Source organism: Nissabacter archeti, from assembly GCF_018257325.1.
Classification (GTDB): domain Bacteria; phylum Pseudomonadota; class Gammaproteobacteria; order Enterobacterales; family Enterobacteriaceae; genus Chimaeribacter; species Chimaeribacter arupi.
In genome coordinates this window covers 35,910-62,530 of record NZ_JAERKB010000017.1, presented here as the reverse complement: position 1 = coordinate 62,530, position 26,621 = coordinate 35,910, and the positions used below count along the sequence as shown (strand labels likewise).

Sequence of the window (26,621 nt, the reverse complement as noted above, 5' to 3'; positions counted from 1 at the left end):
GTTATGCGTTCTTCCTAACCTATCCCCCGCCTCAGAGACGGGAGAAATCATTGAAAAGTGCAAGCCCCATTAACAGCACCAGCAATACCGAGCCGATGCGATAGCTGAAGTCTTGTACTCGCTCAGAAACCGGCCCACCCTTCAGCTTTTCAATCGCCAGGAAGAGCAGGTGTCCACCATCCAATACCGGCAGTGGGAACAGGTTGATAATCCCGAGGTTCACGCTGATAAGCGCCAGGAACATCAGGTAGTAAACCAACCCGTACTCTGCTGACATCCCTGCGCCCTGCGCAATGGAAATAGGGCCACTCAGGTTGTTCAGCTTCACATCACCGGTAATCAACTTGCCCAACATACTGACCGTCAGCTTCATCAGCTGCCAGGTTTTGTCCCCGGCTTCATAGAAGGCTGTAAACGGCCCATACTGGCGGATCGTCTTATACTCATCAGGCAGCGGGATAATCTTCGGGACCACGCCGGCAAACCCTTCCACCTCACCTTTTCCTGCCGGCTTTGTATCCGGAATCAGGGTCAAAGACAAGGGGGAACCTGCCCGCGCAATCTCTACAACCAGTGGTTTGGCCGGGTTATCACGCACCAGCGTGACAAAACGCTGCCACTGCCCTAAAAGCTGACCATTGACTTTAACGATCCTGTCACCGGGTTGCAAACCCGCTTTTGCCGCAGCTGAACCCGCCTGCACTTCTGCCAGTACCGGTTCAATCTGCGGACCACGCGGCATAATGCCCAATGCCACGACGGGATCCTGCTTGTCCGGCTCAAACTGCCACTGACGTAAATCCAGTGTCTTCTCAACAACCTGTGAGGAGCCAAACGGCGCCACACCGACCGTGGTTTGCGCATCGCCAATTTTGCCGATAAGCTCCAGACGCACTGAATCCCAATCAGGCGTTTCGATACCGCCAAGTGACTTAAGTTCCATACCCGGCGAAATTTCCGCGTGTGCGGCGACCGAGTCAGGGGCTATCTCCCCCACCACCGGGCGCAGGCTGGGAACCCCGATGATGAACACCAGCCAATAGGCAAAAACAGCGAAAATAAAGTTGGCAACAGGCCCGGCGCTGATGATCGCTGCGCGCTGCCAGACCGTTTTGTTGTTGAAGGATTGGTGACGTAATTCAGGTGGGACGGCCTCAACCCGCTCGTCGAGCATTTTGACATAGCCGCCGAGCGGGATCAGGGCGATAACATATTCGGTGCCCTGGCGGTCAGTCCGCCTCCAGAGCGCGCGGCCAAATCCGATAGAGAAACGTTCAACACGGACACCACAGCGACGGGCGACCCAGAAATGGCCGAACTCATGCACGGTGATCAACACCCCCAGCGCAACGATAAACGCCGCCAGGCTCCAGAGTATGTTCATCATATTCCCTAAACTCCCCGTCTCAGACGGCTTAGAACACCAACAGCATCAGGCAGGCAAAAACCGGTACCGCGGCCGTCAGGCTGTCAATCCGGTCGAGTACCCCACCGTGACCGGGGATAAGGCTGCCGCTGTCTTTAATACCGGCTTCACGTTTGAACATGCTTTCCGTCAGGTCGCCCAGTACCGAGGCCAGGGCCGCGACAATAGAGCATACCAACAGCATCATAGGCTGAATGCTCAGCGGCGCATAACGGCCGAAAGCCCAGGCGATAACCGCAGACGTCACCAGCCCGCCAATCAGCCCCTGCCAGGTTTTCCCCGGTGAGACTCTGGGTGCGAGCTTATGTTTTCCGAACAGTTTGCCGAAGATATACGCCCCTGAATCTGCGCCCCAGACCAGCAGCATCACATACAGCAGCCACCAGGCACCGGCTGTGGGATTCTCTTCATAACCATATTGCCGCAGCGACACCATGCCCCAGAAAAACGGCACGATGGTCAGCAGGCCAAACAGCAGCCTCAGGGGTTTTGAATGGCGCCATATGCCGGCTGAGCGGGGATAGAACAGCACCAGCAGCAGGGCTGCCGCCCACCACAGCAACGAGGCCCACAGTGACAGGCTTACCTGCAACACAGGCAGCGACTGAGGATAGGCCGGCACGGTCAGCATCATTAGCGCCAGCAGGAACCCGCACAGGATAGCCAGCCAGACGCGCTGGTTGCGTGAGGTGAAGCCGGCCAGCTGGCCCCACTCCCAGGCAGCCAGCATACAGACGATCAGGGTAACGACAGCAAACCCCACCGGCGGAAGCAGAAACAGCGCGGCGATGACGATCGGGATTAAAATAAACGCAGTGATGAGGCGATACTTCAGCAAAAGTTCTCCCTAGGACGCATCAGCGCCGATAGGTGTTGTTCCCCCGAAGCGGCGCTCGCGATGTGCAAATGCATTCAGCGCACCTTCAAAGACATGTTCATCAAAATCAGGCCAAAGGACATCTGTAAAGTAAAGCTCAGCATAGGCAATCTGCCACAGCAAAAAATTACTGATACGGTGCTCTCCACCCGTCCGGATCACCAGATCCACCGGGGCCTGCTCGTGCAGGCAAACCAGCTCGCTTAAGCCTTCCTCAGTAATCTGGTCTGGCTGAAGCTCGCCCGCCTGAACCTGCTGCGCCAGCGTTCTCATTCCCTGAATGATATCCCAGCGGCCGCCATAATTCGCCGCGATGTTAAGCGTCAGGCCATCATTACCGGCGGTTAACGCTTCAGACCGTCGGATTCGCTCCTGCAGACGGGCACTGAAACGGCTGGTATCCCCAATCACCCGTAAGCGGACGTTATGTTTATGCAGGCTTTTGACTTCGCTGTCCAGCGCTCTGACGAACAGCTCCATCAATGCGGTTACTTCCTGTGCGGGACGATTCCAGTTTTCACTGCTGAAGGCATAAAGCGTGAGTGCATCAAGATGATGGTTGGCAGCGAAACTCACTGCGCGACGCACCGATTTCACCCCTGCTTTATGACCAAAGATCCGTAACTTTCCCTGACGTTTAGCCCAACGGCCGTTGCCGTCCATGATAATGGCGACGTGGCGTGGTCCCGGGATGGGCAGGTCAGCCCCTTGTTGATTTGCGGACGACATAACGCGTACTTATTTCCTCAATCAGAAATACAACAGTGCTACCGGAACATAAGGCCCTGTGTGCGCAAAAAAGCCGTGAACAGGCACGGCTTACCCTAAAAAAAGCCCCCGCACTGCCGGCGACAGCGCGCCGCTGAAAATCCTTTTTACTGACATTCATGGCAGGTGCCGGGAGGCGCTGACTATACCATTTTCACCTAACGCCGACAAATTGCCGTAAATGCAAGCAGATAGGTCAGCGACGGGCCGCGTTCACGCGGTGAGATGCCGCATCACGTGCCCGGCGGTCGATCTCCAGCACATCCTCGACACTGTGTGGCTCTGTCAGGGCCAGTGTATCAAGCACGGCGCGGTTTACGGCAGCAATGTCAGTGAAGCGGATCGCATTATCCAAAAATGCCGCGACGGCAATTTCGTTAGCGGCGTTCAAGGCCGTGGTGGCAGCCTGCCCGGTATGGCAGGCATCAATCGCCAGCTTCAGACAGGGATAACGCTGATAATCAGGCTCCATGAAGGTCAGCGCCCCAATGCGGCAGAAATCCAGGGGAGCGACACCGGCCCCGACCCGTTGCGGGTAGGCCATCGCATGGGCGATCGGGGTACGCATATCAGGGGAGCCGAGCTGCGCCAGCACGCTGCCGTCACGGTAACGCACCATAGAGTGAATCACGGATTGCGGATGGAGAATCACTTCCATCTGTTCAGCAGAGGCGTTGAACAGCCAGCGGGCCTCAATATATTCCAGTCCTTTATTCATCATGGTGGCGGAATCGACGGAAATTTTACGGCCCATCGACCAGTTGGGATGCGCACAGGCCTGCGCCGGGGTCACACCGGCGAAATCCGCCAGCGGTGTGTCACGGAACGGGCCACCGGAGCCGGTTAAAATAATCCGCGCGACACCATGATCTTCAAGGGAAGCATACCCTAAGCAGCGTTGAATGCTCTCCGGTAAACTCTGAAAAATCGCGTTATGTTCGCTGTCGATAGGCAGGAGTTGGGCGCCGCTCTGTGCCACAGCGTCCATAAAGATGCGCCCGCAGGTCACCAGGGACTCTTTATTGGCCAGCAGCACCTGTTTGCCGGCCCGGATGGCGGCAAGCGTGGGCAGCAGGCCGGCAGCGCCGACAATGGCCGCCATCACCTGGTCAACCTCAGGCAGGGCCGCTAACGTGCAGGCCGCTTCCTGGCCGGCCATCACTTCAACCCGGAGGCCCAGCTCAGCCAAACGCAGACGTAACTGCTGTGCCGCCTGTTCATCCGCCATCGCGGCGTACTCAGGCCTGAATTCGGCACACTGTTGTGCCATGACGTCGACATTATGCCCGGCAACCAGGGCTTTAACCGTAAATTGCTGAGGGTTGGCACGAATAACAGCCAGGGTGCTGATGCCAATAGACCCGGTGGAACCCAGAATGGTCAGTTGCTTCATGAGGATGCTCTGAATAACTGTTTATTATGATTGGAAGGCGTCCAGTCTGAAACCTGCAACCTCTGTTGTCTATGGGATTTCAGCGACAAACAGAAATATCACCTTATAAAATAATAAAGCGCCGCCGGGGCGACGCTTTATTTCACAGCGGGAATTAAAACTCCATCAATTCCGCTTCTTTCTCTGTCAGCGTGACATCGATTTTCTTAATGAAAACATCGGTCATTTTCTGGATATCATCCTGAGAACGACGCTCTTCGTCTTCACTGATTTCTTTGTCTTTCAGCAGAGCTTTCACTTTTTCATTAGCATCACGGCGCACGTTACGTACGGAAACGCGACCCTGCTCTGCTTCGTTGCGCACGACTTTGATCAGATCTTTACGACGCTCTTCTGTCAATGCCGGCAGCGGTACACGAATCACTGCACCCGCAGAGGACGGGTTCAGGCCGAGGTCAGAAGACATAATGGCTTTTTCAACGGCCGGGCCGAGGGTGCGGTCGAAGACGGTAATAGCCAGGGTGCGGGAATCTTCAGCCACGACGTTAGCCAGCTGACGCAGCGGCGTCGCGGAGCCGTAATATTCCACCTGAATCCCATCCAGGATGCTTGGAGAAGCACGGCCGGTACGGATTTTACTGATGTGGGTTTTGAAAACTTCCACGCATTTTTCCATACGCGTTTCAGCATCTTTTCTGATTTCGTTAATCACGTTGCGAACCCTTGAAAACTGGTTACTTGGCAGACTCTACACTAAGTATAGTCGGAAAATATTCACACCAGCAGCGAGACTGGCTAAAGATAACAGGGGAGCACCGGCGGTATACCGCTCCCGCGTGCGCCCATGATATCAAAATTAATGGTACGCCGTTATTTACAGATCAGCGTGCCTTCTTTTTCACCCATCACGACGCGGCGCAGGGCGCCCGGTTTGTTCATGTTGAATACGCGGATCGGCAGGTTATGGTCACGCGCCAGGGTAAAGGCCGCGAGATCCATCACTTTCAGTTCGCGCTCCAGCACATCAGCATAAGAGAGCTGTTCGTACAGCGTTGCATCCGGGGTTTTTACCGGGTCAGCGGAGTAAACGCCATCCACTTTCGTCGCTTTCAATACCACGTCAGCTTCGATTTCGATACCGCGCAGACAGGCCGCAGAGTCAGTGGTAAAGAACGGGTTACCGGTACCGGCAGAGAAGATAACCACGCGGTTATTACGCAGCAGGCTGATCGCTTCAGCCCAGCTGTAGTTATCACACACGCCGTTCAACGGAATCGCGGACATCAGGCGGGCATTCACATAGGCACGGTGCAGCGCATCACGCATCGCCAGGCCGTTCATCACGGTGGCCAGCATTCCCATGTGATCGCCCACTACGCGGTTCATGCCGGCCTGAGCCAGGCCCGCCCCGCGGAACAAGTTACCCCCGCCAATGACCACACCGACCTGGATGCCCAGCTCGACCAATTCCTTTACTTCCTGTGCCATACGATCCAAAACGCTAGCGTCGATACCAAAACCTTCTGCGCCTTGCAGGGCTTCGCCACTCAGCTTAAGCAGGATACGCTGATATACGGGTTTTGCATTGGTTGCCATGGTGTTCTGTCCTAAGAAGCAGTGAGAGTAGTGGGGTTTTTTGTGTATCACATCACAACTTTGTTGCAAGCGCTACAAGGCAGGATGTCATTGGGATTAATCTGGCTGGATAAAACGGAACCGCCTGATGGCGGCTCCGTAAAGTCATTAAGACTGCTTGCTCATGGCTGCAACTTCAGCAGCGAAGTCAGTTTCGACTTTCTCAATGCCTTCGCCCACTTCAAAGCGGATGAAGTTGATCACGTCAGCGTTGTGCTCTTTCAGCAGCTGGCCAACGGTTTTGTTCGGGTCCATAACGAAGTTCTGGCCGGTCAGAGAGATCTCACCGGTGAATTTACGCATACGGCCTTCAACCATTTTCTCAGCGATTTCGCGCGGTTTACCAGACTGCATCGCGATGTCCAGCTGGATCTGGTGCTCACGGGCAACCACGTCAGCCGGGACGTCGTCAGGTTTCACGTATTCCGGTTTGCTTGCAGCAATGTGCATTGCTACGTGCTTCACCAGCTCTTCGTCAGCGCCGGTTGCAGCAACCATGACGCCGATACGTGCACCGTGCAGGTAGGTACCCAGCACGTCGCCTTCCAGGACAGCCAGGCGGCGGATATTGATGTTTTCACCAATTTTTGCCACCAGCGCAGTACGCTGCTCTTCAAACTTCGCTTTCAGCACTTCAACGTCGTTGATTTTTTCGTCCATCGCTGCTGCGATAACGTCATCACCGAAGGCTTTGAAGCCTGCGTCTTTAGCCACGAAGTCAGTTTCGCAGTTCAGCTCAACGATTACGCCGTATTTACCGTCTGCAGACACTTTGGTCAGAATCACGCCTTCAGCAGCCACACGGCCTGCTTTCTTAGCAGCTTTCGCCTGACCGGATTTACGCATGTTGTCGATAGCCAGCTCGATGTCGCCGTTAGCTTCAACCAGTGCTTTCTTACATTCCATCATGCCTGCGCCGGTACGTTCACGCAGTTCTTTTACCAGGGAAGCGGTAATATCAGCCATTCTATTTTCCTCGGTTATCTCGTGGGGGAGCGAGAGGCTCTCACAGAGACGGTTCTCGCATTTAAGATAAGCAAAGGGGGCCTATAAAAGGCCCCCTAACCAACCATATTCAATACCTGGTTAATAAGGGCTCAGTGTGAGCTTGCCTTATTATTCAGCTTCTACGAAGCTGTCTTCTGCCTGAACAGCCAGATCTTGCGAACGGCCTTCACGAACAGCGGCAGCAACAGCGCTCAGGTACAGGTTTACTGCACGGATTGCGTCGTCGTTACCTGGGATGATGAAGTCAACGCCATCCGGATCGGAGTTGGTATCAACGATGGAGAATACCGGGATACCCAGGTTGTTCGCTTCTTTGATCGCGATGTGTTCGTGGTCAGCATCGATAACAAACAGTGCGTCCGGCAGGCCGCCCATGTCTTTGATACCGCCCAGGCTGTTTTCCAGCTTGTCCAGCTCACGGGTACGCATCAGCGCTTCTTTCTTGGTCAGCTTGTCGAAAGTACCGTCTTGAGACTGGATTTCCAGATCTTTCAGGCGCTTGATGGACTGACGAACCGTTTTCCAGTTGGTCAGCATGCCGCCCAACCAGCGATGGTTCACGAAGAACTGGTCGCAGCTGTTTGCTGCTTCTTTTACCGCTTCGCTTGCAGCGCGCTTGGTACCAACGAACAGGATCTTACCTTTACGGGAAGAGATCTTGGTCAACTCAGCCAGGGCTTCGTTGAACATCGGTACAGTCTGCTCCAGGTTGATGATGTGAACTTTGTTACGTGCGCCGAAGATGAATGGCTTCATTTTCGGGTTCCAGTAACGGGTCTGGTGACCGAAGTGTACACCGGCCTTGAGCATGTCGCGCATGGAAACAGTTGCCATGATAAAACCTCTATAGTAGATGTTGGGGTTATGCCTCCACGTATCCCATAACGCCGACCAATCAGAGCAAGCTCCTCAGGGCACCCCGGCGTATGTGCCGATACGTGTGTGTTATACACATATGAGTTTAGTTGGCCGATACCGTCTGGTCATTATTCACGACGCAGATGCGGTTCGCCGGCGCGCTTTATACCATAAACCCGCCCCTGACTCCACTACTTGTTACATCCCATGCTGCCGGGAAATCAGCGTTTGGCAGCGAATTGCCGGGCTGATACCATATTATGATGCACTCTTTTTTGCTGGCCGGCTGGCCGGCCCACTGAACATCTGCGGAACATTTCATGGCAATTTCGATTAAAACTCCTGAAGACATTGAGAAAATGCGCGTCGCCGGCCGCCTGGCGGCGGAAGTGCTGGAAATCATTGAGCCTTACGTCAAACCCGGCGTGACCACCGGCGAACTTGACCGCATCTGCCACGACCACATCACGAATAAACAACAGGCCATTTCCGCCTGCCTGAACTACCACGGCTTCCCGAAATCGGTATGTATTTCAATCAATGAAGTGGTGTGCCACGGTATCCCAAGCGATGACAAAGTCCTGAAAGACGGTGACATCGTTAACATTGACGTCACGGTGATTAAAGACGGCTTCCACGGCGACACCTCAAAAATGTTTATCGCCGGCAAACCCACCATTCTGGGCGAGCGCCTGTGCCGCGTCACCCAGGAGAGCCTCTACCTGGCGATTAACATGGTGCGCCCCGGCATCCGCCTGCGCAGCCTCGGCAAAGCGATCCAGGCCTTTGTGGAAGCGGAAAAATTCTCAGTGGTGCGTGAGTATTGCGGCCACGGCATCGGCGAAGGGTTCCACGAAGAGCCGCAAGTGCTGCATTATGATGCGGATGACGGCGGCGTTGTGCTGCAGCCGGGCATGGCCTTTACCATTGAGCCGATGGTCAACGCCGGTGATTTCCGCATCCGCACCATGAAAGATGGCTGGACGGTAAAAACCAAAGATCGCAGCTTGTCCGCGCAGTATGAGCATACTATTGTGGTGACAGAGAACGGCTGCGAAATAATGACCCTGCGCAAGGATGACACCCTGCCGGCGGTGATTACGCACGAACAGTAAAAGAACAAGCCGGCGGTTGCCGGCTTTTTAATGGGCTGCGCTTATGTCTGAGAATTTTCCCGATCACGAAATCCCTGTTATCCCGCCGCGCTCCGTGCCTGAGCAGCCCCCCTCCCCTACCCACCTGACTGATGCACAGATCACCTGCCCGTCGCTGAAGCAGCACCTTGAAACTTTCCAGCTCTGGCTGGCAGCGGCCTTCAATGCCGGTGAAAGTGCAGAAACATTAGTGGAGGCCCGCAGCCTCTATATTGATCGGCTGTTACGCCGGCTCTGGACTTACTACGGCTTTGACGACGTCCCGGAGACGGCGCTGGTGGCGGTAGGCGGCTATGGCCGTGGCGAGCTGCACCCGCTTTCTGATATCGATGTGCTGGTGCTGAGCCAAAAGCGCCTCAGTGATGAACAGGCCCAGCGCGGCGGGGAGCTTATCACCCTGTTGTGGGACCTGAAGCTCGAGGTCGGGCACAGTATGCGCACCCTGGAAGAGTGCCTGCTGGAAGGGCTGGCGGATCTTACCGTGGCGACCAACCTGATTGAGTCCCGGATGATTTGCGGGGACGTCGCACTGTTCCTGTCGATGCAAAAGCATATTTTCAGCGAGGGCTTCTGGCCGTCGCCGGACTTTTTCCGCGCCAAAATCGAGGAGCAGCACGAACGCCACCTGCGCTATCACGGCACCAGCTACAATCTGGAGCCGGACATCAAAAGCAGCCCCGGCGGCCTGCGTGACATCCATACCCTGTTATGGGTGGCCCGCCGCCATTTCGGTGCCACATCCCTTGATGAGATGGTCGGCTTCGGCTTTCTCACCGACGCAGAGCGCACGGAGCTGAATGCCTGCCAGAGCTTCTTATGGCGCATCCGCTTTGCGCTGCATCTGGTGCTGACCCGCTATGACAACCGCCTGCTGTTTGACCGCCAGCTGAGCGTGGCCCAGCTGTTGCAGTACCAGGGCGAAGGCAATGAGCCGGTTGAGCGCATGATGAAAGATTTCTACCGCGCAACCCGCCGCGTGGGTGAACTGAACCATATGCTGCTGCAACTGTTTGACGAGGCGATCCTGGCGCTGGATGCCACAGAGAAACCGCGGCCGCTGGATGATGAATTCCAGTTGCGCGGCAACCTGATCGACCTGCGTGACGAAACCCTGTTTGCGCGCAAGCCTGAAGCGATCATGCGCATGTTCTACCTGATGGTGAAAACGCGCGATATCGTCGGCATCTATTCCACCACGTTGCGCCAGTTGCGCCATGTCCTGCGGGATTTGCACACCCCGTTGTGTGAAATCCCGGAGGCGCGTGAGCTGTTTATGGCGATTCTGCGCCACCCCGGCGCGGTGTCGCGGGCGCTGGTGCCGATGCACCGCCACAGCGTGCTGCTGGCCTATATGCCGCAGTGGAGCAACATCGTCGGGCAGATGCAGTTTGACCTGTTCCACGCCTACACGGTGGATGAGCACACCATCCGGGTGCTGCAAAAGCTGGAGAGCTTTGCTGACGAAGCCACCCGCCCGCGCCATCCGCTCTGTGTGGAAATTTACCCGCGCCTGCCCCACCCGGAACTGCTGCTGGTTGCCGCGCTGTTCCACGACATCGCCAAAGGGCGCGGCGGCGACCACTCGATCCTCGGCGCGCAGGACGTCATGGCGTTTGCGGAGCTGCACGGGCTGAACTCCCGCGAAAGCCAGCTGGTGGCTTGGCTGGTGCGCTGCCACCTGCTGATGTCCGTGACCGCCCAGCGGCGTGACATCCAGGACCCGACGGTTATCCAGCAATTTACGGCGGAAGTGCAGAGCGAAACCCGGCTGCGTTATCTGGTGAGCCTGACCGTGGCGGATATCTGTGCCACGAACGAAACCCTGTGGAACAGCTGGAAACAGAGCCTGTTGCGTGAGCTCTATTTCGCCACCGAAAAGCAGTTGCGCCGTGGGATGCAGAACAGCCCCGATTTGCGCGAACGGGTCCGCCACCACCGGTTACAGGCGCTGGCGCTGCTGCGGATGGACAACATCGACGAGGAGTCGCTGCACCGCATCTGGAGCCGCTGCCGCGCCGACTATTTCCTGCGCCACTCGCCGAACCAGTTGGCATGGCACGCCCGCCACCTGCTGGAGCATGACTCCACCCTGCCGCTGGTGCTGGTCAGCCGGCAGGCCACGCGCGGCGGCACGGAGATCTTTATCTGGGCGCCCGACCGCCCCTATCTGTTTGCCGCCGTGGCCGGTGAACTGGACCGCCGCAACCTGAGCATCCACGATGCCCAGATCTTCACCAACCGTGACGGTATGGCAATGGACACCTTTATCGTCCTGGAACCGGACGGCAGCCCGCTGGCCGCCGACCGCCACGACGCGATCCGCCAGGCGCTGGTACAGGCGATGACCCAGGAGTATCAGCCGCCGCGTGCGCGCCGCCCGTCACCGAAGCTGCGCCACTTCAGTGTGCCGACCAACGTCAATTTCCTGCCGACCCACACTGACCGGCGCAGCTATCTGGAGCTGGTGGCCCTTGACCAGCCCGGCCTGCTGGCCCGGGTGGGTGAAGTATTCTCCGATCTCGGGCTGTCACTGCATGGCGCGCGGATCACCACCATCGGCGAACGGGTTGAGGATCTGTTTATTCTGGCCGACAGCGATCGCCGCTCCCTGAACCGGGAAACGCGGCGAAAACTGGAACAACGGTTGACAGAAGCCCTCAACCCAAACGATAAAGTGTCATAGATATTTTTCCCTAAACGACAAATCAGGACAGATAACAGGATGCAGCAACTACAAACCGTTATTGAAAACGCCTTCGAGCGCCGCGCAGAGATCACCCCGGCGAACGTGGACACCGTAACGCGCGAAGCGATTAACCAGGTCATCGGTCTGCTGGACAGCGGCGCCCTGCGCGTTGCCGAAAAGATCGACGGGCAGTGGGTAACGCATCAATGGCTGAAAAAGGCCGTGCTGCTTTCCTTCCGCATCAATGACAACCAGGTGATTGACGGCGCGGAAACCCGTTATTACGACAAAGTACCGATGAAATTTGCCGGTTATGACGAAGCCCGTTTCCAGAAAGAAGGGTTCCGCGTGGTGCCGCCGGCGTCCGTGCGCCAGGGTGCCTACATTGCCCGCAATACCGTGCTGATGCCGTCGTACGTCAACATCGGTGCCTACGTGGATGAAGGCTCAATGGTGGACACCTGGGCCACTGTCGGCTCCTGTGCGCAGATTGGTAAAAACGTGCACCTCTCCGGCGGCGTCGGCATCGGCGGCGTGCTGGAGCCGCTGCAGGCCAACCCGACTATCATTGAAGACAACTGCTTCATCGGTGCCCGTTCCGAAGTGGTTGAAGGGGTGATTGTTGAGGAAGGCTCCGTGATCTCCATGGGCGTCTACCTGGGCCAGAGCACCAAGATTTATGACCGCGAAACCGGCGAAGTACATTACGGCCGCGTGCCGGCCGGTTCGGTGGTGGTGTCCGGCAACCTGCCGTCCAAAGACGGCAGCTACAGCCTCTACTGCGCCGTGATCGTGAAGAAAGTGGATGCGAAAACCCGCGGAAAAGTGGGCATCAACGAACTGTTGCGCACCATCGACTAAGCCAGAACGGATAGCGGGTCATTGACCCGCTATTTTTTTGCCCGCCAGACGGCACGCATTGCCCGCAATCACATCTTATGCTGCCGGTTTACGCCATACTTCCCACTGGATAATAACCAGAAAGGTGCTGCTATGTATGAAAACCTGAAAAGTTTAGGGATCCCTAATCCGGATGATATTGACCGTTACAGCCTCCGTCAGGAAGCCAATAACGATATCCTCAAAATTTATTTCAGAAAGGATAAGGGTGAATTTTTCGCGAAAAGCGTGAAGTTTAAATACCCGCGCCAGCGCAAAACCGTGGTCGCGGACAATGCCGGCCAGGGGTTCAAAGAGATCCATGAGATCAACCCGAACCTGCGGTATGTGATCGACGAGCTGGACCAGATTTGCCAGCGCGATCAGGTTGAAGTGGATCTGAAACGTAAGATCCTGGATGACCTGCGCCATCTGGAGTCGGTGGTGGCCAACAAAATCGCCGAGATCGAATCCGATCTGGAAAAGCTGACCCGCAACGGCCGTTAGGCCCTGCCCCGGCGAAAAAAAAGCACAGCCTGCGCTGTGCTTTTTTATGCCCGGACGGTCAGCCCAGCAAGGTGCTCCACTGCTGCACCCAGGGGCCGCTGACCACTTCCGGCTCCGGCTGTTCGATAGCATCGATCTCCAGCCGCTCGCCAATCCGGGTCGCCCCCTGCTCCTGCAACAACGCATCAAACGCGCGCCCGCCGCCACAAAAATGGTCATAGCTGCTGTCACCGAGTGCGATCACGCCATAACGCAATTCCGGCTGGTAACCCACATGCTCACGGATCGCCTCAAACAGCGGCACAATCGAATCCGGCAGGTTGCCTTGCCCGGTGGTGGAGGTGATCACCAGCGCATAATGCGACCGGTAATATTGCCATGCCTCCAGCGTGCCCTCTTCAAACAGCTTAACCTGATGTCCCTGTTTGGTGAGAATAGCTTCCGCCTCTTCTGCAACCATCAGCGCATTGCCATACACGGTGCCGACAAAAATGCCTACCTGAGCCATGCCGCTCCTCCCTTTTGGGTGATTGAATCAGCCGTTATCCTGACCCGGCTGCGCCGGAAACTCAACCCTTTCCAGCGCCGGGACGCAGCCCTGCCAGCCAAACGCGGTGGTGAGCCGTTGCCAGCGGTTGTCCCAACGGGCGGTCAGTGCCAGCGGTTCGCCGGTCACCGGGTGCGCCAGCGTCATATGGCTGGCATGGAGCATCAGGCCGGGGCAGTCAAAGTGGCCCGCGATACCGCGGTTCTGACGCAGGTCACCGTGCGTGGTATCGCCGATAATCGGGTGGCGCAAATGCGCCATATGGCGGCGCAGCTGATGTTTGCGGCCGGTTTCCGGCGTCAGCTCGACCAGACTGAAACGGGACGTCGGGTAGCGCCCGATGGCCAGCGGCACTTCTGCCTGCGCCAGCGCACGATAGTGGCTGATGGCCGGCTGCGGGGCCTTGTCCGGGTTACTGAATTTGTCGGCGATCTTATCCAACTCTTCCGTCAGCGCGTAATCCACCGTGCCATCCTCCAGCACATAGCCGCGCACCACCGCATGGTAGGTTTTCTGCACGTCACGCTGTTCAAACTGCTGGGAGAGCAGGCGCGCCACCTCACTGGAGAGCGCCATCAACAGAATGCCGGACGTCGGGCGATCGAGGCGGTGGACGGTAAACACATGCTGGCCAATCTGATCGCGCAGGGTCTGCATAACAAATACCGTTTCGTGGCGATCAAGCCAGCTGCGGTGCACCAGCCAGCCGGCCGGTTTGTTCACGGCAACCAGATGCGCATCCTGATACAGAATTTCCAGCATCTCAGGCTTCTTGGTTCAGCAGGTCATCGAGACGTTGTAACGCCGCCAGCAACCCGTGCGGCACGCTCTCCTGGCCGGTAAAGGCCATCTCGAAATAGGGGGTCAGGGCAAAGCGGGTCGGCAGCGCGGCCTGTTGCGCCAGCAGGGCCTGCATCCGCGGCAGGAACACCCATTGCAGCCACTGTTCGGCGCGCATGGTGTCCACGCTGAACGGCTCGGTGCTGTTAAACGCAGCCGCGTCAGGCGGTGCGGCCTGCCACAATCCGGCGGCTTTCATCGTCTGCTCAATCTCCAGCAGACGCTGTTGAACCTGGTTTTCTGTACTCATGGTTTCTCTCAGCTTTTACGTATTCAGCTTGCACAATCATCATCCGGTCGCCGGGTATCCGGCCGGGCCGGGAGAGCATACCATCAATTATCCGCCCCTCAAGGGCACAAAAAAATGGGGGTACTGTAAAAACAGTACCCCCGGTTCGTTTTGCAGCGCTCCCGCTACCTGTGTGCTCCCTGCTCAATCCTTGAAAACTTTTCCAACGGTTATCCTAACCTGCTGTCCTTGTCTGACGTCCCTCTTTCATCCTGACGTGTCATCCTGCACCCTGCCGGTGCGCACTCCTTTAGTCTTCCTGACCCACCTGTCTGCTCCGTGGACAAGCTCTCATTCTCCATCCTGGAGGTGTCCCTTACTTCTTCCTGAAGCCTCCTGAGCATCTTCCTGATACTCTCCTGCATTCGTCCTGAATGCTCTCCTGCTGAAGCGGGTATCATCCTGATTATCCTGCTTCACCGCGTTCCCTCGTGGTGGTAATACAATCGCTTATTTGCCTTAGTGCCGCAAGGCACTGTAAGTAAAACCCGTAACATGAACCTGCAACGCTTACCCTGCCTTACCCAACAATTATTTGAATTATAATGATTTTTATTTAAGCGACAGATAATAACACATGAAATTAAAAGCGATGTCTTACAGCCCGTGTGAGAGATCTCTTACACGGGCATTGGGCAGAAGCGTAAGGCTCTTCTTACGCGGCCACCGGCTGAAGCTGGTTCAGGAAGGCCGGCAGGCTGGGCGCCAGCACCGTACGGCGTGCCGTCCCGAAGGATTCCAGCACCACATTCCCGGTCAGGTTACAGAGTGACACCATCAGCATCTCGGAATCCGTGGTGCCGATAAACAGCGTGGGTGACAGCTTCAGCCGTTTTTGCGTCACCAGATGGCCGATCAGGTTCTCCTGTAACCGGGTGAAATCCTCCTCACTCCAGACCTGCAACAGCGTCAGCGCCTGGCCGTCAAAGGTGGCGGTCATGTCCCCGGCATATTGGCTGGTGTAGAAAGCGTGGATCTCGTCGCGTAACTGAATGTCCAGCGCCCGCTCAACATTCGCCAGCGTGGCCGGCGGGCTGAAAGGCTGCGCCTGCCAGTACACCGCCTCATCGCTGCTGCGTAATACGCAGGGGGAAGGCACGCCCAGCAATGCCTCACTGGCGGGTGCAAAACCGGTCTGTGCCTGCCAGTGTGCTTCGTAACGCTGGGTGAAGGCCGACAGCGCCTCAACGGTATCTTTCATATTTTCTCTCATCTCTTGGGCAGGGTACGGTAAACTGGGCACTATTGTACCTATCCCGACGTAAGGTGACAGCATGTCCTCCTATCAGGAGCATCAGGCTCTGCAAAAACTGACCCTGGGGAAACCCACCGCTTATCAGGATCACTACGACGCCACACTGCTGCAGGCGGTGCCGCGCAGCATGAACCGTGAACCCCTGGGGCTTTACCCGGATAACCTGCCGTTCCACGGCGCGGATATCTGGACGCTGTATGAACTCTCCTGGCTGAATGCCAAAGGCCTGCCGCAGGTGGCCGTGGGTGATGTCCGGCTCAATGCCGCCAGCCTCAACCTGGTGGAGTCAAAAAGCTTCAAGCTCTACCTTAACAGCTTCAACCAGACTCGCTTTGCGAGCTGGGACGAGGTGCAGGCGACGCTGCAACGTGACCTCACTGCCTGTGCCCAGGGCGACGTGCAGGTGGCGCTGTTCCGCCTGGATGAGGTGGAAGGCCAGCCGATCAGCCGCTTTGAAGGCGAATGCATCGACGATCAAGAGATTGAGATCGACAACTACCAGTTCAGCACCGACGTGCTGGCGCAGGCAACATGCGGCGAACCGGTGGAAGAGACCCTGGTCAGCCACCTGTTGAAATCCAACTGCCTGATCACCCACCAGCCGGACTGGGGCTCAGTGCAGATCCACTATCGCGGCAACCGCATCGATCGCGAGGCACTGCTGCGGTATCTGGTTTCTTTCCGCCATCACAATGAGTTCCACGAACAGTGTGTTGAGCGTATTTTCAACGATCTGATGCACTTTTTCCGCCCGGAAAAACTGGCAGTTTATGCCCGATATACCCGTCGTGGTGGTTTAGACATCAATCCTTGGCGGGCGAATTTCAATTTTGACCCGGCTGCCGGGCGTCTGGTGCGGCAATAATTGCGAGACGCCGCTCAACAAACAACCGAACACTAATCAGGCATTGGTAAAAAGCCAGGGGCATCGTTAAGGTTAAAGAAATAACAACGGCATCACACAGGATGTAAGGAGCAATTTTGATTACTCATATCAGCCCGCTTGGCTCTATGGATCTGTTGTCACAACTGGAAGTCGATATGCTGAAACGGACGGCCAGCAGCGACTTATACCGTCTTTTCCGTAACTGTTCCCTGGCTGTGCTGAACAGCGGCAGCCAGACCGATAACAGCAAGCAATTGCTGGATCGTTTTCAAGACTTTGATATCAACGTGCTGCGCCGTGAGCGCGGGGTAAAACTCGAGCTGGTTAACCCGCCGGAAGAGGCCTTTGTCGACGGGAAGATTATCCGTTCGCTGCAAGCCAACCTGTTTGCCGTGCTGCGCGATATTCTGTTTGTGAATGCGCAAATGACCAGCGCCGGGCGTCTCCAGCATCTTGACCTGGAAAACCCGGCGCACCTCACCAACCTGGTGTTCTCTATCCTGCGCAATGCGCGCACGCTCCATCTGGATGAAGACCCAAACCTGGTGGTGTGCTGGGGCGGCCACTCGATTAACGAAACCGAATACCTCTATGCCCGCCGCGTCGGCAGTGAGCTGGGCCTGCGTGAGCTGAATATCTGCACCGGCTGCGGGCCGGGGGCCATGGAAGCGCCGATGAAAGGCGCGGCCGTGGGCCATGCACAACAGCGCTACAAAGGCGGGCGTTTCATCGGCATGACGGAGCCGTCAATCATTGCCGCCGAACCGCCTAACCCGCTGGTGAACGAGCTTATCATCATGCCGGACATCGAAAAGCGCCTGGAAGCGTTTGTGCGTATCGCCCACGGCATCGTCATCTTCCCCGGCGGCGTCGGCACCGCCGAGGAGCTGCTCTACCTGCTGGGGATCCTGATGAACCCGGAGAACCAGGATCAGGTCTTGCCGCTGATCCTCACCGGGCCGAAAGAGAGTGCCGACTACTTCCGCGTGCTGGATGAATTCATCTTTAACACGCTGGGCGAAGAGGCGCGCCGCCACTACACCATCATCATTGATGACCCGGCTGAAGTAGCACGCCAGATGAAAAAAGCGATGCCGCTGGTGAAAGAGAACCGCCGCGCCACCGGTGATGCCTACAGCTTTAACTGGTCAATCCGTATTGAGCCGGATCTGCAACTGCCGTTCCTGCCGACCCATGAAAACATGGCCGGCCTGAACCTCTACCCTGACCAACCGGCCCAGGAGCTGGCGGCCTCACTGCGCCGGGCGTTCTCCGGCATCGTGACCGGTAACGTCAAAGAGTTCGGGATCCAGGCGATTGAGACCTTCGGCCCTTATAAACTGCATGGCGATCCGCAACTGATGAAGCAGATGGACAGCCTGTTGCAAGGGTTTGTGGCCCAGCACCGCATGAAACTGCCCGGCACGGCTTACATTCCCTGCTATGAGATCTGTGCCTGATCCCCTCCCCCGGCGCGGCTTCCGCGGCGTCGTTTTTTCTTTTCCGCCGGGCTGCCCGGCGGAGTTTTACACCAGGTCTGCCCGCCATGATCCATCTTTTAATTATTGATGCCCTTAACCTTATCCGGCGCATCCATGCGGTACAGGGCTCACCCTGTCAGGATGCCTGCCGCCACGCCCTCAGCCAGATCTGCCAACATGCGCAGCCCACCCATGCGGTGGCCGTGTTTGACGAGGATGACCGCGCAGACAGCTGGCGTCACCGCTGCCTGCCGGAGTACAAAGCCGGGCGCAACCCGATGCCGGAAAACCTGCAACAGGAGTTGCCTCTGCTGCGTGCAGCCTTTGAGGCCGCGGGCATCGCCTGCTGGCAATCGCCCGGCCATGAGGCGGATGACATCGCCGCTACCTTGGCGGTAAAAGTGGCCGGTGCCGGGCATCAGGTGACGATTGTGTCCACCGACAAAGGCTATTGCCAGCTGCTGGCCCCCCAGGTGCAGATCCGCGACTACTTCCAGAAACGCTGGCTGGATCTGCCGTTTGTGATGCAGGAATTTGGCGTCACCCCGTCCCAGCTGCCTGACTTCTGGGGCCTGGCCGGCATCAGCAGCAGCAAAATCCCCGGCGTCAGCGGTGTTGGGCCGAAAACGGCTGTCACCCTGCTGCAACAGGCGGGGTCGCTGGAGGCGCTTTACGATAATCTGGAGGCAGTGCCGGAGAAGTGGCGGGCAAAACTGGTACAGCACCGGGACGCGGCGTTTGCCAGCAAACAGGTAGCGACCCTCTGCACCGATGTGCCGCTGCATGGCAATCTGCAACAGCTCAGGTTACCGGCGTAAAAAAGAGAACGGCACGCTGTGCGTGCCGTTCTGGATTAACGCTCGTCGCGACGGCCGGGGACGGCCGACCACATCCGGCGCACATGCACCGTCACTTCTTCACGGTCGTGATAGAGCTGTTTGGCGTGAATCTCGGAGTTGATGCCGTTCTCATCAAGCTGCTCCTTGATCGCCTGGAGATTCTGGCTCACCTCTTCGTAGCGCTTTTTCATCGGCAGCTTCAGGTTGAAGATCGCCTCGCGGCACCAGCCTTTGACCAGCCAGTCCGTCATCAGCTGCGCCACTTTCGCCGGTTTTTCTACCATGTCGCACACCAGCCAGTAGATGTTGTTGCGCGGCGGCTCAAAGCGGAAACCGTCCGCTTTATAGTGCGTAACCTGCCCGGTTTCCATCAGGCTTGGCGCCATCGGGCCGTTATCCACGGCGTGTACCATCATGCTGCGCTGCACCAGTTGGTAAGTCCAGCCACCGGGGCAGGCCCCGAGATCCACCGCATGCATCCCGCTCGCCAGGCGCTCGTCCCATTCGTCTGCCGGAATAAAGACGTGGAACGCCTCTTCCAGTTTCAGTGTGGAGCGGCTCGGCGCATCTGACGGGAATTTCAGGCGCGGGATGCCCATATAGAACGGGGAGTTGTTATTGCTGTAGGAGTAACCGACATAACAGCACCCAGGGGCGATAAAGAAGACGTGCACCACCGGGCGGTGCGGGTTTTCACGCTGCGCCATCACATTTTGCTCACGCATCCCGGCGCGCAACGGTACCGTGAGTTTGCGGCAGAATTTGGTCAGCTCTTTGGCGTCGTTAGTGTCCGGCACTTCCACGCGCAGCTCGCCGGCGCCCTGCACCACGCCGACCAGCATCCCGACAATCGGCGATACGCGGTCATCCACCGGCAGATCCTTCAGCAGCTCCCCGACCACCAGCATCTGGCGGGCGAAAATCAGCTCGCGGAACGGCAGCTCGCGCGCCAGTTTATCGGCCTCTTCCGGCTGGTAGCACTCAAACAGCACATAACCGCTGTTCTCTTTAACCCTGGCAAAACCGAACACCTCGCGGGCGGCCGCTTTCTCCGTAATTTCTGCCGCGCACTCTTTCTCAAAACCGGGGCGACAATACAACGCTAACTTATTCATGGCGATCTGCCTTTCTCTTAAGACGCAACGCGCCAATCAACATCAAAACCCAGCCCGCCAGGAAGCAGAAGCCCCCAACCGGCGTAACAAATACCCACATACGCAGCTGTGACAGCGCCAGGCAGTAAAGGCTGCCGCTGAACAGCACCGTCCCCAGCGCCAGCAACGCCCCGCTCCAGTAAAACCACAGGCTGGCACGGCGCTGCATCGCCAGGGAGAGGCCCATAATGGCAAGGGTATGGAAACCCTGATAATTCAGGCCGGTCTGGATCCAGCCCATCTCTTTTGCGCCCAGTGAGGCGCTCAGCACATGGGCACCGAATGCGCCCAGCGCCACAAAAACAAAGCCGCTGATGGCGGCAAAAATCAGCATGAAACGGCTGCTCATGGTATGACCCATCTTTCTTTAAAAACGGCGTATGAAAGTAAAACCCAAAAAGCCTGTGTCAGGAACGACGCGCACTTAATGTTCGTATCGGAAACGGAATTTTTCCTGTTCGCTGGCCGCGCGGGCCAGGATCCATTGCCGGAAGGCGGCTATTTTACCGAGTTCTGCCTGACTGTCATGACATACCAGATAAAAAGCGTTTTTACTTACCAGCACGTCATTAAACGGGCAGACCAGGCGACCGGCCTCAATCTCCATCTGCGTCATGACATTATTGACCAGCGCGACCCCCTGGCCATGCACAGCCGCCTGCACCACCATCGCACTGTGGCTGAAAATCGGCCCTTGCTGCACATTAATGTGCGACAACCCCAATTGACGGGTATAGGCCAGCCAGTCACGGCGTGAGGAGTCATGCAGCAGGGTATGGTAAGCCAGATCGGCCGGGGTTTTCAGCGGGTGATCGCCGGTGGTCAGCAACAGCGGTGAACAGGCCGGCAGCAGGTATTCGGCGTAGAGCCGCTCTGCGCGCAGCCCCGGCCAGTTGCCGCGGCCATAAAAAATCGCCACATCCACGTCATCCGCCAGCTTGTCCTCTTCGCGGTCAACCGCCTGGATACGCACATCAATGCCGGGATAGGCCGAGTTGAACCCGGAAAGGCGCGGCACCAGCCATTGGATGGCAAAGCTCGGCGGCAGGCTGACGGTGAGTGCGCCTTTGGCGCTGCGGGCCTGCAATTTGCGGGTGGCGTCATTTAATGCCGTAAATATCTCTTTAATGTCAAGGTAATAACTCTGGCCCTCTTCCGTCAGCAGCAGGGACCGGTTGCGGCGGCGGAACAATTTAAGGCCGAGAAAATCTTCCAATGATTTGATTTGGTGACTGACGGCTGCCTGGGTAACGAACAGTTCCTCAGCCGCTTTGGTAAAGCTCAGATGGCGGGCAGCCGCATCAAATACCCGCAGGGCATTGAGCGGGGGGAGTCGTTTTGACATGGTAAACAGCTTATGAGTTGACGTGTGATTACAACAAATAATTTTTAGTTACTTATTAGATTTTTTTATCCGAGCCATTATAAATTGTCCGTTGAGGATGCGCCAGCAAATACCTATAGTGGCGGCACTTCCCGGGCCGGAACGAAAAGTTGATGGGTATGAGGATACCGAGAGGCTTTTGGCTTGTGGTTGTGATGTTGTGTTTGCAAGTTGTCTGGCACTCCAGACGCAGTAGCAGAAGCTACTCTTTTTCACTTCCTGTACATTTACCCTGTCTGTCCATAGTGATTTATGCAGCACCGCACTTTGCGGTGCTTTTTTTTTGCGTGTGGCGGAGCTGTGCGCCCCGCCGGCAAAGGGCCTGTTACTCCCCTTTCACCATCTCTTTCACGTCTGCACGGTTGATCTGCTGTTCATTGCCATAGGCGTCTTTGTAGCTGATCATCCCGGTATCATCATCAACCTGAGGTTTCCCTTCAGACACGATGGTACGGCCATCATTGGTGTGCATCACATAGTTGCTGGAACAGGCAGCCAACGTACAGGTCAACATTACGGCAGAAACCACTGCTGCTAACTTTTTCATCATGAACTCCTTGTAGAGAGATGTTTTCTCGAATTGTTGCTGTTATCAGGCGAAAAATTTTTTAGCCCGTTATAAATCAGCATAACAAAGTTCCGAGAGTTTGCCAGAAAAGTGCCCCCCGCCCCCACCCGGCCTTGTGCCGCCGCGTTAAATCGGCGAGGATCGGTGCCAGTAATCAGGAGAGCGCAATTCCATGACCCCGTTTGATGCGGCCGGCTTCCGCCGCCACTTCCCCGCGCTGGCCCACGCCGGCGTCTATCTCGACAGTGCTGCCACGGCGCTGAAGCCGCAGGCGATGATTGACGCCACCACGGCGTTTTATCAGCAGAGCGGCGTCACGGTGCACCGCAGCCAGCACGCGCAGGCACAGGCCCTGACCCGGCACTATGAGTCAGCACGTGAACAGGTCGCTGCCCTGATTAATGCCGCGCACCCGCAGGAAATTGTCTGGACGCGCGGTGCCACGGAAGCGCTGAACCTGGTGGCGCAGGGCTATTTCCGCCCGCGGCTCCAGCCCGGTGATGAGTTACTGGTGAGCCAGGCGGAGCATCACGCCAACCTGCTGCCGTGGCTGATGCTGGCCGAGCAGACCGGCGCGGTGGTGGTGCCGCTGCCGCTCGATCAGCACCAGATCCCGGACATCGACGCATTAGCTGAGCTATTGCGTCCGCGCACACGGTTGCTTGCCCTGGGGCAGATGTCCAACGTCACCGGCGGTTGCCCGGATCTGGCGCGCGCCATCGCCCTGGCCCATGCCAATAACACCCTGGTGGTGGTGGACGGCGCACAGGGCGCAGTGCATAACCCGCCGGACGTCCAGGCACTGGGCATTGATTTTTACGCCTTTTCTGCCCATAAGCTCTATGGCCCGACCGGCATCGGCATGTTGTACGGCAACCTGGCGCACCTTAACGAGATGGCGGCCTGGCAAGGCGGCGGCAAGATGATTAGCCAGGTCTCCTTCTCCGGTTACACCCCGCAGCCGGTGCCGCACCGTTTTGAAGCCGGCACACCTAACATTGCCGGGGTGATCGGTTTATCCGCCACGCTGGACTGGCTGGCCGGGCAGGATCTGGCGGCGGCAGAAGCGTACAGCCGCGGGCTGGCGCGTGATGCAGAACAGCAACTGGCCGCGATCCCCGGCTTCCGCAGTTTCCGCCGCTCTGACGCCAGCCTGCTGGCGTTCGATTTTACCGACGTGCATCACAGCGATATGATCACCCTGCTGGCCGAACAGGGCATCGCCCTGCGCGCGGGCCAGCACTGCGCGCAGCCGCTGATGGCGCAACTGGGCGTTTCAGGCACCCTACGCGCCTCTTTTGCCCCTTATAACACCCCGCAGGATGTCGGTGCGCTGGTCGCCGCCGTGCATCAGGCACGCGCCATGCTGCTGGATTAAGTTGACCGGAGTTAACCTTATGATGCTTGCCCCCCACCCGTTCGGCCACGCGCTTACCCTGGAGGCCCTGACCGCAACCTTTACCGGTTTCAGCCAGTGGGAAGATCGTTACCGCCAGCTGATCCAGCTCGCACGGCAATTGCCGCCGCTGGATGAGGCGCTAAAGACGCCGGAACGTGAACTGAGCGGGTGTGAAAACCGCGTCTGGCTCGGTTACCAGCGCAATGAAGACGGCACGCTGCACTTTTATGGCGACAGCGAAGGCCGGATTGTGAAAGGCTTGCTGGCGGTTATCCTTACCGCCATTGAAGGGAAAACGCCGACAGCGTTACAGCAGCTGGATCTGCTGGCGCTGTTTGATACCCTGGGCCTGCGCCAGCAGCTCAGCGCCACCCGTGCCGGCGGGTTGCAGGCACTGGCAGACGCCGTGGCCCGCATCGCCGCCGCTGAGGGCGGCTGACGCCGTTATGCCTGTGCCGCCTGGCGTTCTGCTTTGGCGACCATTTTCTTCAACGCATGGGACACCGCCACAAAACCAAAGGTGGCGGTGACCATCGTGGCCGCGCCAAACCCGGCGGCGCAATCCATCCGCTTCGGCCCCTCGGCGGTGCTGCGGGACGCGCAGACTGAGCCGTCCGGCTGCGGGTAGACCAGCGGTTCGCTGGAGAAGACGCAGTCAATCCCCAGTTTCCCTTTGCTGTTTTTCACCACGTTAAAATCACTCTTCAGCCGTTCACGCAGTTTGGCCGCCAGCGGGTCCTGGATGGTTTTCGCCAGATCGGTAACCTCAATCCGTGTCGGGTCAATCTGCCCGCCCGCCCCGCCGGTGGTCACCACCGGGATTTTGAAACGGCGGCAGTAAGCCAGCAGCGCCGCTTTCGGCCGCACGCTGTCGATGGCGTCAATCACATAGCTGAAGTTGTTATCCAGCAGCGCCGCCACATTCTCCGGCGTGATGAAATCATCGATGCAGGTGACGCGGCACTCCGGGTTAATCGCCAGAATGCGCTGGGCCATCACCTCGGTTTTCGCCTGGCCGACACTCTGTTTCAGCGCATGGATCTGGCGGTTGGTATTGGTGACACAGACATCGTCCATGTCGATAAGCGTAATCGCGCCGATGCCGGTACGCGCCAGTGCCTCGGCCGCCCAGGAGCCGACGCCGCCGATGCCAATCACGCAGACGTGCGCCGCCGCGAACACCGACAGCGCCGACTGGCCATACAGCCGGGCCGTGCCGCCGAAACGTTGCAGATAAGCGTCAGAATAGGCTGCTGTTGTCACGTTCATTACCTCAACACTGTAACCGGGATGCCCGGCGAAAAATAAAAAAGCAGCCCGCAGGCCGCTTCTGTTGCTGCCCGGTGGCGGAATTACTGCGGGTTGTTCACCAGCAGGGTGCCGCCTTGTGAACCGCTGTTCAGCACCGGTTTGGCCTGGCTCTGGTAGGCCGTGAACAGCGGGCCGCCGCTCTGTTTGGATTTCAGCACCCAGACCCGGCCATAGTGGTTGTAATAACCGGCCGCGTGGCCCGCTTCCGGGCCGATGCCCTGATAGATGTCGAAATGCTGGCCTTTAATCGCCCCGCCGACATCCAATGCCACCATCAGCCGCATATGGTACTTGCCGGTAAATTTGCCGTTATTGTCCAGCTCCGGCACTTCTGCCAGCAGCGTGGTGCCGGCCGGGATCAGCGAACGGTCCGAGGCCACCGAGGCTTTGGCAATCAGCGGTACGGCGCTTGCCCCTTTCACCGGCGCAAACATCTCCGGCTTAAAGAACACAAAGGAAGGGTTCTGTTCCAGCAGCTCACGCACTTCTGCCGGGGAGTGGCTGTCCGCCCACTGGCGGATCGCCTGCATCGACATATCTTCGCGCGCCACTTCACCGCGATCAATCAGCACTTTACCAATGCTGCGATAGGCGTGGCCGTTCTTGCCGCCGTAGCCAAAGAACATCAGCGGGCGGCCGTCGCCGAAATCCACATACCCGCTGCCCTGCACTTCCATCATGAAGTTATCCATCAGGGAGTTGGTGTAAGCCACTGCGTAACGCTCATCCAGCGCCCCGCTGTAAATCGCGGCGCGATCCGGCAGGCGGCGTTTGCCTTTTGGCGGCATCCGGTAGAGCGGGTAACGGAATTCGCCCTGCGGGGTATAGCGCGCCTGCACCACCGGCGTGTAGTAGCCGGTAAACTGCACATTGCCGAAGTTGTCCACGCCCTCCATCTGGTAGGCGCTCAGCCCGTACTGGCTGAGGGTACGGGTATCGCCCCCGGCGCGGATCCACTGCTGCACATTCTGATAAGTCGGGCTGTTGCGGCTGAACAGGCCCGGTGAGGCGTACTGGATTTCCTGCAGCTGATCGGCATAATCCTTGGCATTGACCGGCTTCCCTTTGGCATTCGGCTCATTAACCAGCGCCAGCGACTGTTCCAGACGCCCATCTTTATACTGCTGCCCACGATCGGTGGGCCGGGAAGAACACCCGGCCAGGATAGCGATTACCACGCCGCTGACGATATATTTGCCTAACGATCCTTTCATTGCCTGCACTCTTTACCGGATTTTCACCCGCGCACGATAACAAACGCCCATAGAGAAAGGAATTCTCCCTGCCAAAAAAGGCAGCCGCCATCGGGAAAAAACAGGCAAAAAAGCGTCATTTCGTTTAAAAAACCTGCGCCTAATGCATTAAATGTAAAAACAACTTGCAGCAAATCTCATGGCCGGTATAGTGCGCATCCATCGGACGCGGGGTGGAGCAGCCTGGTAGCTCGTCGGGCTCATAACCCGAAGGTCGTCGGTTC

General features: G+C 57.6%; 27 protein-coding genes. 9 read left to right on the top strand and 18 right to left on the bottom strand.

Going from position 1 to position 26,621, the window contains the following annotated elements; all coding sequences use genetic code 11:
• Positions 1-31: 31 nt before the first annotated feature.
• The 8 genes from rseP to rpsB form a co-directional block, all read right to left on the bottom strand.
• The gene (gene rseP / locus JK232_RS20445) at positions 32-1,387 is read right to left on the bottom strand and encodes a sigma E protease regulator RseP (protein WP_072932472.1); all 1,356 of its coding nucleotides are present in this window, start codon (positions 1,385-1,387) and stop codon (positions 32-34) included.
• 28 nt (positions 1,388-1,415) lie between these two features.
• On the bottom strand, positions 1,416-2,264 hold the full coding sequence (cdsA, locus tag JK232_RS20440; protein ID WP_072932474.1) for a phosphatidate cytidylyltransferase: 849 nt from the start codon (positions 2,262-2,264) through the stop codon (positions 1,416-1,418).
• Between the two features lie 9 nt (positions 2,265-2,273).
• On the bottom strand, positions 2,274-3,032 hold the full coding sequence (gene ispU, locus JK232_RS20435; protein WP_072932477.1) for a (2E,6E)-farnesyl-diphosphate-specific ditrans,polycis-undecaprenyl-diphosphate synthase: 759 nt from the start codon (positions 3,030-3,032) through the stop codon (positions 2,274-2,276).
• Positions 3,033-3,267: 235 nt separating this feature from the next.
• Complete coding sequence (gene ispC / locus JK232_RS20430) at positions 3,268-4,464, bottom strand: 1-deoxy-D-xylulose-5-phosphate reductoisomerase (RefSeq protein WP_212589633.1); 1,197 nt, start codon at positions 4,462-4,464, stop codon at positions 3,268-3,270.
• A gap of 154 nt (positions 4,465-4,618) precedes the next feature.
• Positions 4,619-5,176, bottom strand: coding sequence for a ribosome recycling factor (gene frr, locus JK232_RS20425; RefSeq protein WP_072932483.1), 558 nt, complete (start codon positions 5,174-5,176; stop codon positions 4,619-4,621).
• 158 nt (positions 5,177-5,334) lie between these two features.
• Complete coding sequence (gene pyrH, locus JK232_RS20420) at positions 5,335-6,060, bottom strand: UMP kinase (protein ID WP_072932486.1); 726 nt, start codon at positions 6,058-6,060, stop codon at positions 5,335-5,337.
• Between the two features lie 147 nt (positions 6,061-6,207).
• On the bottom strand, positions 6,208-7,065 hold the full coding sequence (gene tsf / locus JK232_RS20415) for a translation elongation factor Ts (protein ID WP_072932488.1): 858 nt from the start codon (positions 7,063-7,065) through the stop codon (positions 6,208-6,210).
• 150 nt (positions 7,066-7,215) lie between these two features.
• Entirely contained in the window at positions 7,216-7,941 is a 726-nt protein-coding gene (gene rpsB, locus JK232_RS20410) for a 30S ribosomal protein S2 (protein ID WP_072932490.1), read from the bottom strand.
• 344 nt (positions 7,942-8,285) lie between these two features.
• On the opposite strand from rpsB, the gene map reads away from it, so the two are divergent.
• From map to JK232_RS20390, 4 genes are all read left to right on the top strand, one after another.
• A complete protein-coding gene (map, locus tag JK232_RS20405) occupies positions 8,286-9,080 on the top strand; it encodes a type I methionyl aminopeptidase (protein WP_072932504.1) in 795 nt (264 codons plus the stop codon).
• Between the two features lie 43 nt (positions 9,081-9,123).
• Positions 9,124-11,802: a bifunctional uridylyltransferase/uridylyl-removing protein GlnD gene (gene glnD / locus JK232_RS20400; RefSeq protein ID WP_072932507.1), complete on the top strand. Its 2,679-nt coding sequence runs from the start codon at positions 9,124-9,126 to the stop codon at positions 11,800-11,802.
• 39 nt (positions 11,803-11,841) lie between these two features.
• Positions 11,842-12,666: a 2,3,4,5-tetrahydropyridine-2,6-dicarboxylate N-succinyltransferase gene (gene dapD / locus JK232_RS20395; protein ID WP_101834874.1), complete on the top strand. Its 825-nt coding sequence runs from the start codon at positions 11,842-11,844 to the stop codon at positions 12,664-12,666.
• Positions 12,667-12,798: 132 nt separating this feature from the next.
• Positions 12,799-13,191, top strand: coding sequence for a DUF3461 family protein (locus JK232_RS20390; protein ID WP_072932614.1), 393 nt, complete (start codon positions 12,799-12,801; stop codon positions 13,189-13,191).
• Between the two features lie 58 nt (positions 13,192-13,249).
• Here the strand turns inward: JK232_RS20390 and JK232_RS20385 are convergent, their stop codons facing one another.
• The 4 genes from JK232_RS20385 to syd all read right to left on the bottom strand — a co-directional run bounded on the left by JK232_RS20385 (position 13,250) and on the right by syd (position 16,068).
• Positions 13,250-13,699: a flavodoxin gene (locus JK232_RS20385; protein ID WP_072932512.1), complete on the bottom strand. Its 450-nt coding sequence runs from the start codon at positions 13,697-13,699 to the stop codon at positions 13,250-13,252.
• A gap of 27 nt (positions 13,700-13,726) precedes the next feature.
• Positions 13,727-14,500: a tRNA pseudouridine(65) synthase TruC gene (gene truC, locus JK232_RS20380; protein ID WP_072932514.1), complete on the bottom strand. Its 774-nt coding sequence runs from the start codon at positions 14,498-14,500 to the stop codon at positions 13,727-13,729.
• 1 nt (position 14,501) lies between these two features.
• Complete coding sequence (locus JK232_RS20375) at positions 14,502-14,828, bottom strand: YqcC family protein (RefSeq protein WP_072932516.1); 327 nt, start codon at positions 14,826-14,828, stop codon at positions 14,502-14,504.
• 694 nt (positions 14,829-15,522) lie between these two features.
• Positions 15,523-16,068: a SecY-interacting protein gene (gene syd, locus JK232_RS20370; RefSeq protein ID WP_072932531.1), complete on the bottom strand. Its 546-nt coding sequence runs from the start codon at positions 16,066-16,068 to the stop codon at positions 15,523-15,525.
• Positions 16,069-16,141: 73 nt separating this feature from the next.
• On the opposite strand from syd, the gene queF reads away from it, so the two are divergent.
• The 3 genes from queF to xni all read left to right on the top strand — a co-directional run bounded on the left by queF (position 16,142) and on the right by xni (position 19,307).
• On the top strand, positions 16,142-16,987 hold the full coding sequence (gene queF / locus JK232_RS20365) for an NADPH-dependent 7-cyano-7-deazaguanine reductase QueF (RefSeq protein WP_212589632.1): 846 nt from the start codon (positions 16,142-16,144) through the stop codon (positions 16,985-16,987).
• A 116-nt stretch (positions 16,988-17,103) separates the two neighbouring features.
• A complete protein-coding gene (gene ppnN, locus JK232_RS20360; RefSeq protein WP_072932536.1) occupies positions 17,104-18,468 on the top strand; it encodes a nucleotide 5'-monophosphate nucleosidase PpnN in 1,365 nt (454 codons plus the stop codon).
• A gap of 86 nt (positions 18,469-18,554) precedes the next feature.
• On the top strand, positions 18,555-19,307 hold the full coding sequence (gene xni, locus JK232_RS20355; protein WP_072932539.1) for a flap endonuclease Xni: 753 nt from the start codon (positions 18,555-18,557) through the stop codon (positions 19,305-19,307).
• A 35-nt stretch (positions 19,308-19,342) separates the two neighbouring features.
• On the opposite strand, the gene rlmM is transcribed toward xni, so the two are convergent.
• The 4 genes from rlmM to JK232_RS20335 all read right to left on the bottom strand — a co-directional run bounded on the left by rlmM (position 19,343) and on the right by JK232_RS20335 (position 22,413).
• On the bottom strand, positions 19,343-20,443 hold the full coding sequence (rlmM, locus tag JK232_RS20350) for a 23S rRNA (cytidine(2498)-2'-O)-methyltransferase RlmM (protein WP_072932540.1): 1,101 nt from the start codon (positions 20,441-20,443) through the stop codon (positions 19,343-19,345).
• Positions 20,436-20,831 carry a DUF423 domain-containing protein gene (locus tag JK232_RS20345; RefSeq protein WP_072932542.1) on the bottom strand — a complete coding sequence of 132 codons (396 nt, stop codon included), beginning with the start codon at positions 20,829-20,831 and terminating at the stop codon, positions 20,436-20,438. The genes rlmM and JK232_RS20345 overlap by 8 nt, the downstream gene beginning before the upstream one ends.
• 75 nt (positions 20,832-20,906) lie before the next feature.
• The gene (locus JK232_RS20340) at positions 20,907-21,827 is read right to left on the bottom strand and encodes a transcriptional regulator GcvA (RefSeq protein WP_072932544.1); all 921 of its coding nucleotides are present in this window, start codon (positions 21,825-21,827) and stop codon (positions 20,907-20,909) included.
• Between the two features lie 364 nt (positions 21,828-22,191).
• Entirely contained in the window at positions 22,192-22,413 is a 222-nt protein-coding gene (locus JK232_RS20335) for a YgdI/YgdR family lipoprotein (RefSeq protein ID WP_072932547.1), read from the bottom strand.
• Positions 22,414-22,606: 193 nt separating this feature from the next.
• Between JK232_RS20335 and csdA the strand changes: the two genes are divergently transcribed.
• Positions 22,607-23,812, top strand: a complete 1,206-nt coding sequence (gene csdA, locus JK232_RS20330) for a cysteine desulfurase CsdA (protein WP_101828685.1) — start codon at positions 22,607-22,609, stop codon at positions 23,810-23,812.
• Between the two features lie 22 nt (positions 23,813-23,834).
• Positions 23,835-24,272: a cysteine desulfurase sulfur acceptor subunit CsdE gene (gene csdE, locus JK232_RS20325; RefSeq protein WP_212589637.1), complete on the top strand. Its 438-nt coding sequence runs from the start codon at positions 23,835-23,837 to the stop codon at positions 24,270-24,272.
• Positions 24,273-24,277: 5 nt separating this feature from the next.
• On the opposite strand, the gene tcdA is transcribed toward csdE, so the two are convergent.
• Both tcdA and mltA read right to left on the bottom strand, forming a co-directional pair.
• On the bottom strand, positions 24,278-25,102 hold the full coding sequence (tcdA, locus tag JK232_RS20320) for a tRNA cyclic N6-threonylcarbamoyladenosine(37) synthase TcdA (RefSeq protein WP_072932551.1): 825 nt from the start codon (positions 25,100-25,102) through the stop codon (positions 24,278-24,280).
• Between the two features lie 83 nt (positions 25,103-25,185).
• Positions 25,186-26,358, bottom strand: coding sequence for a murein transglycosylase A (gene mltA, locus JK232_RS20315; protein ID WP_072932553.1), 1,173 nt, complete (start codon positions 26,356-26,358; stop codon positions 25,186-25,188).
• Positions 26,359-26,621 lie beyond the last annotated feature (263 nt).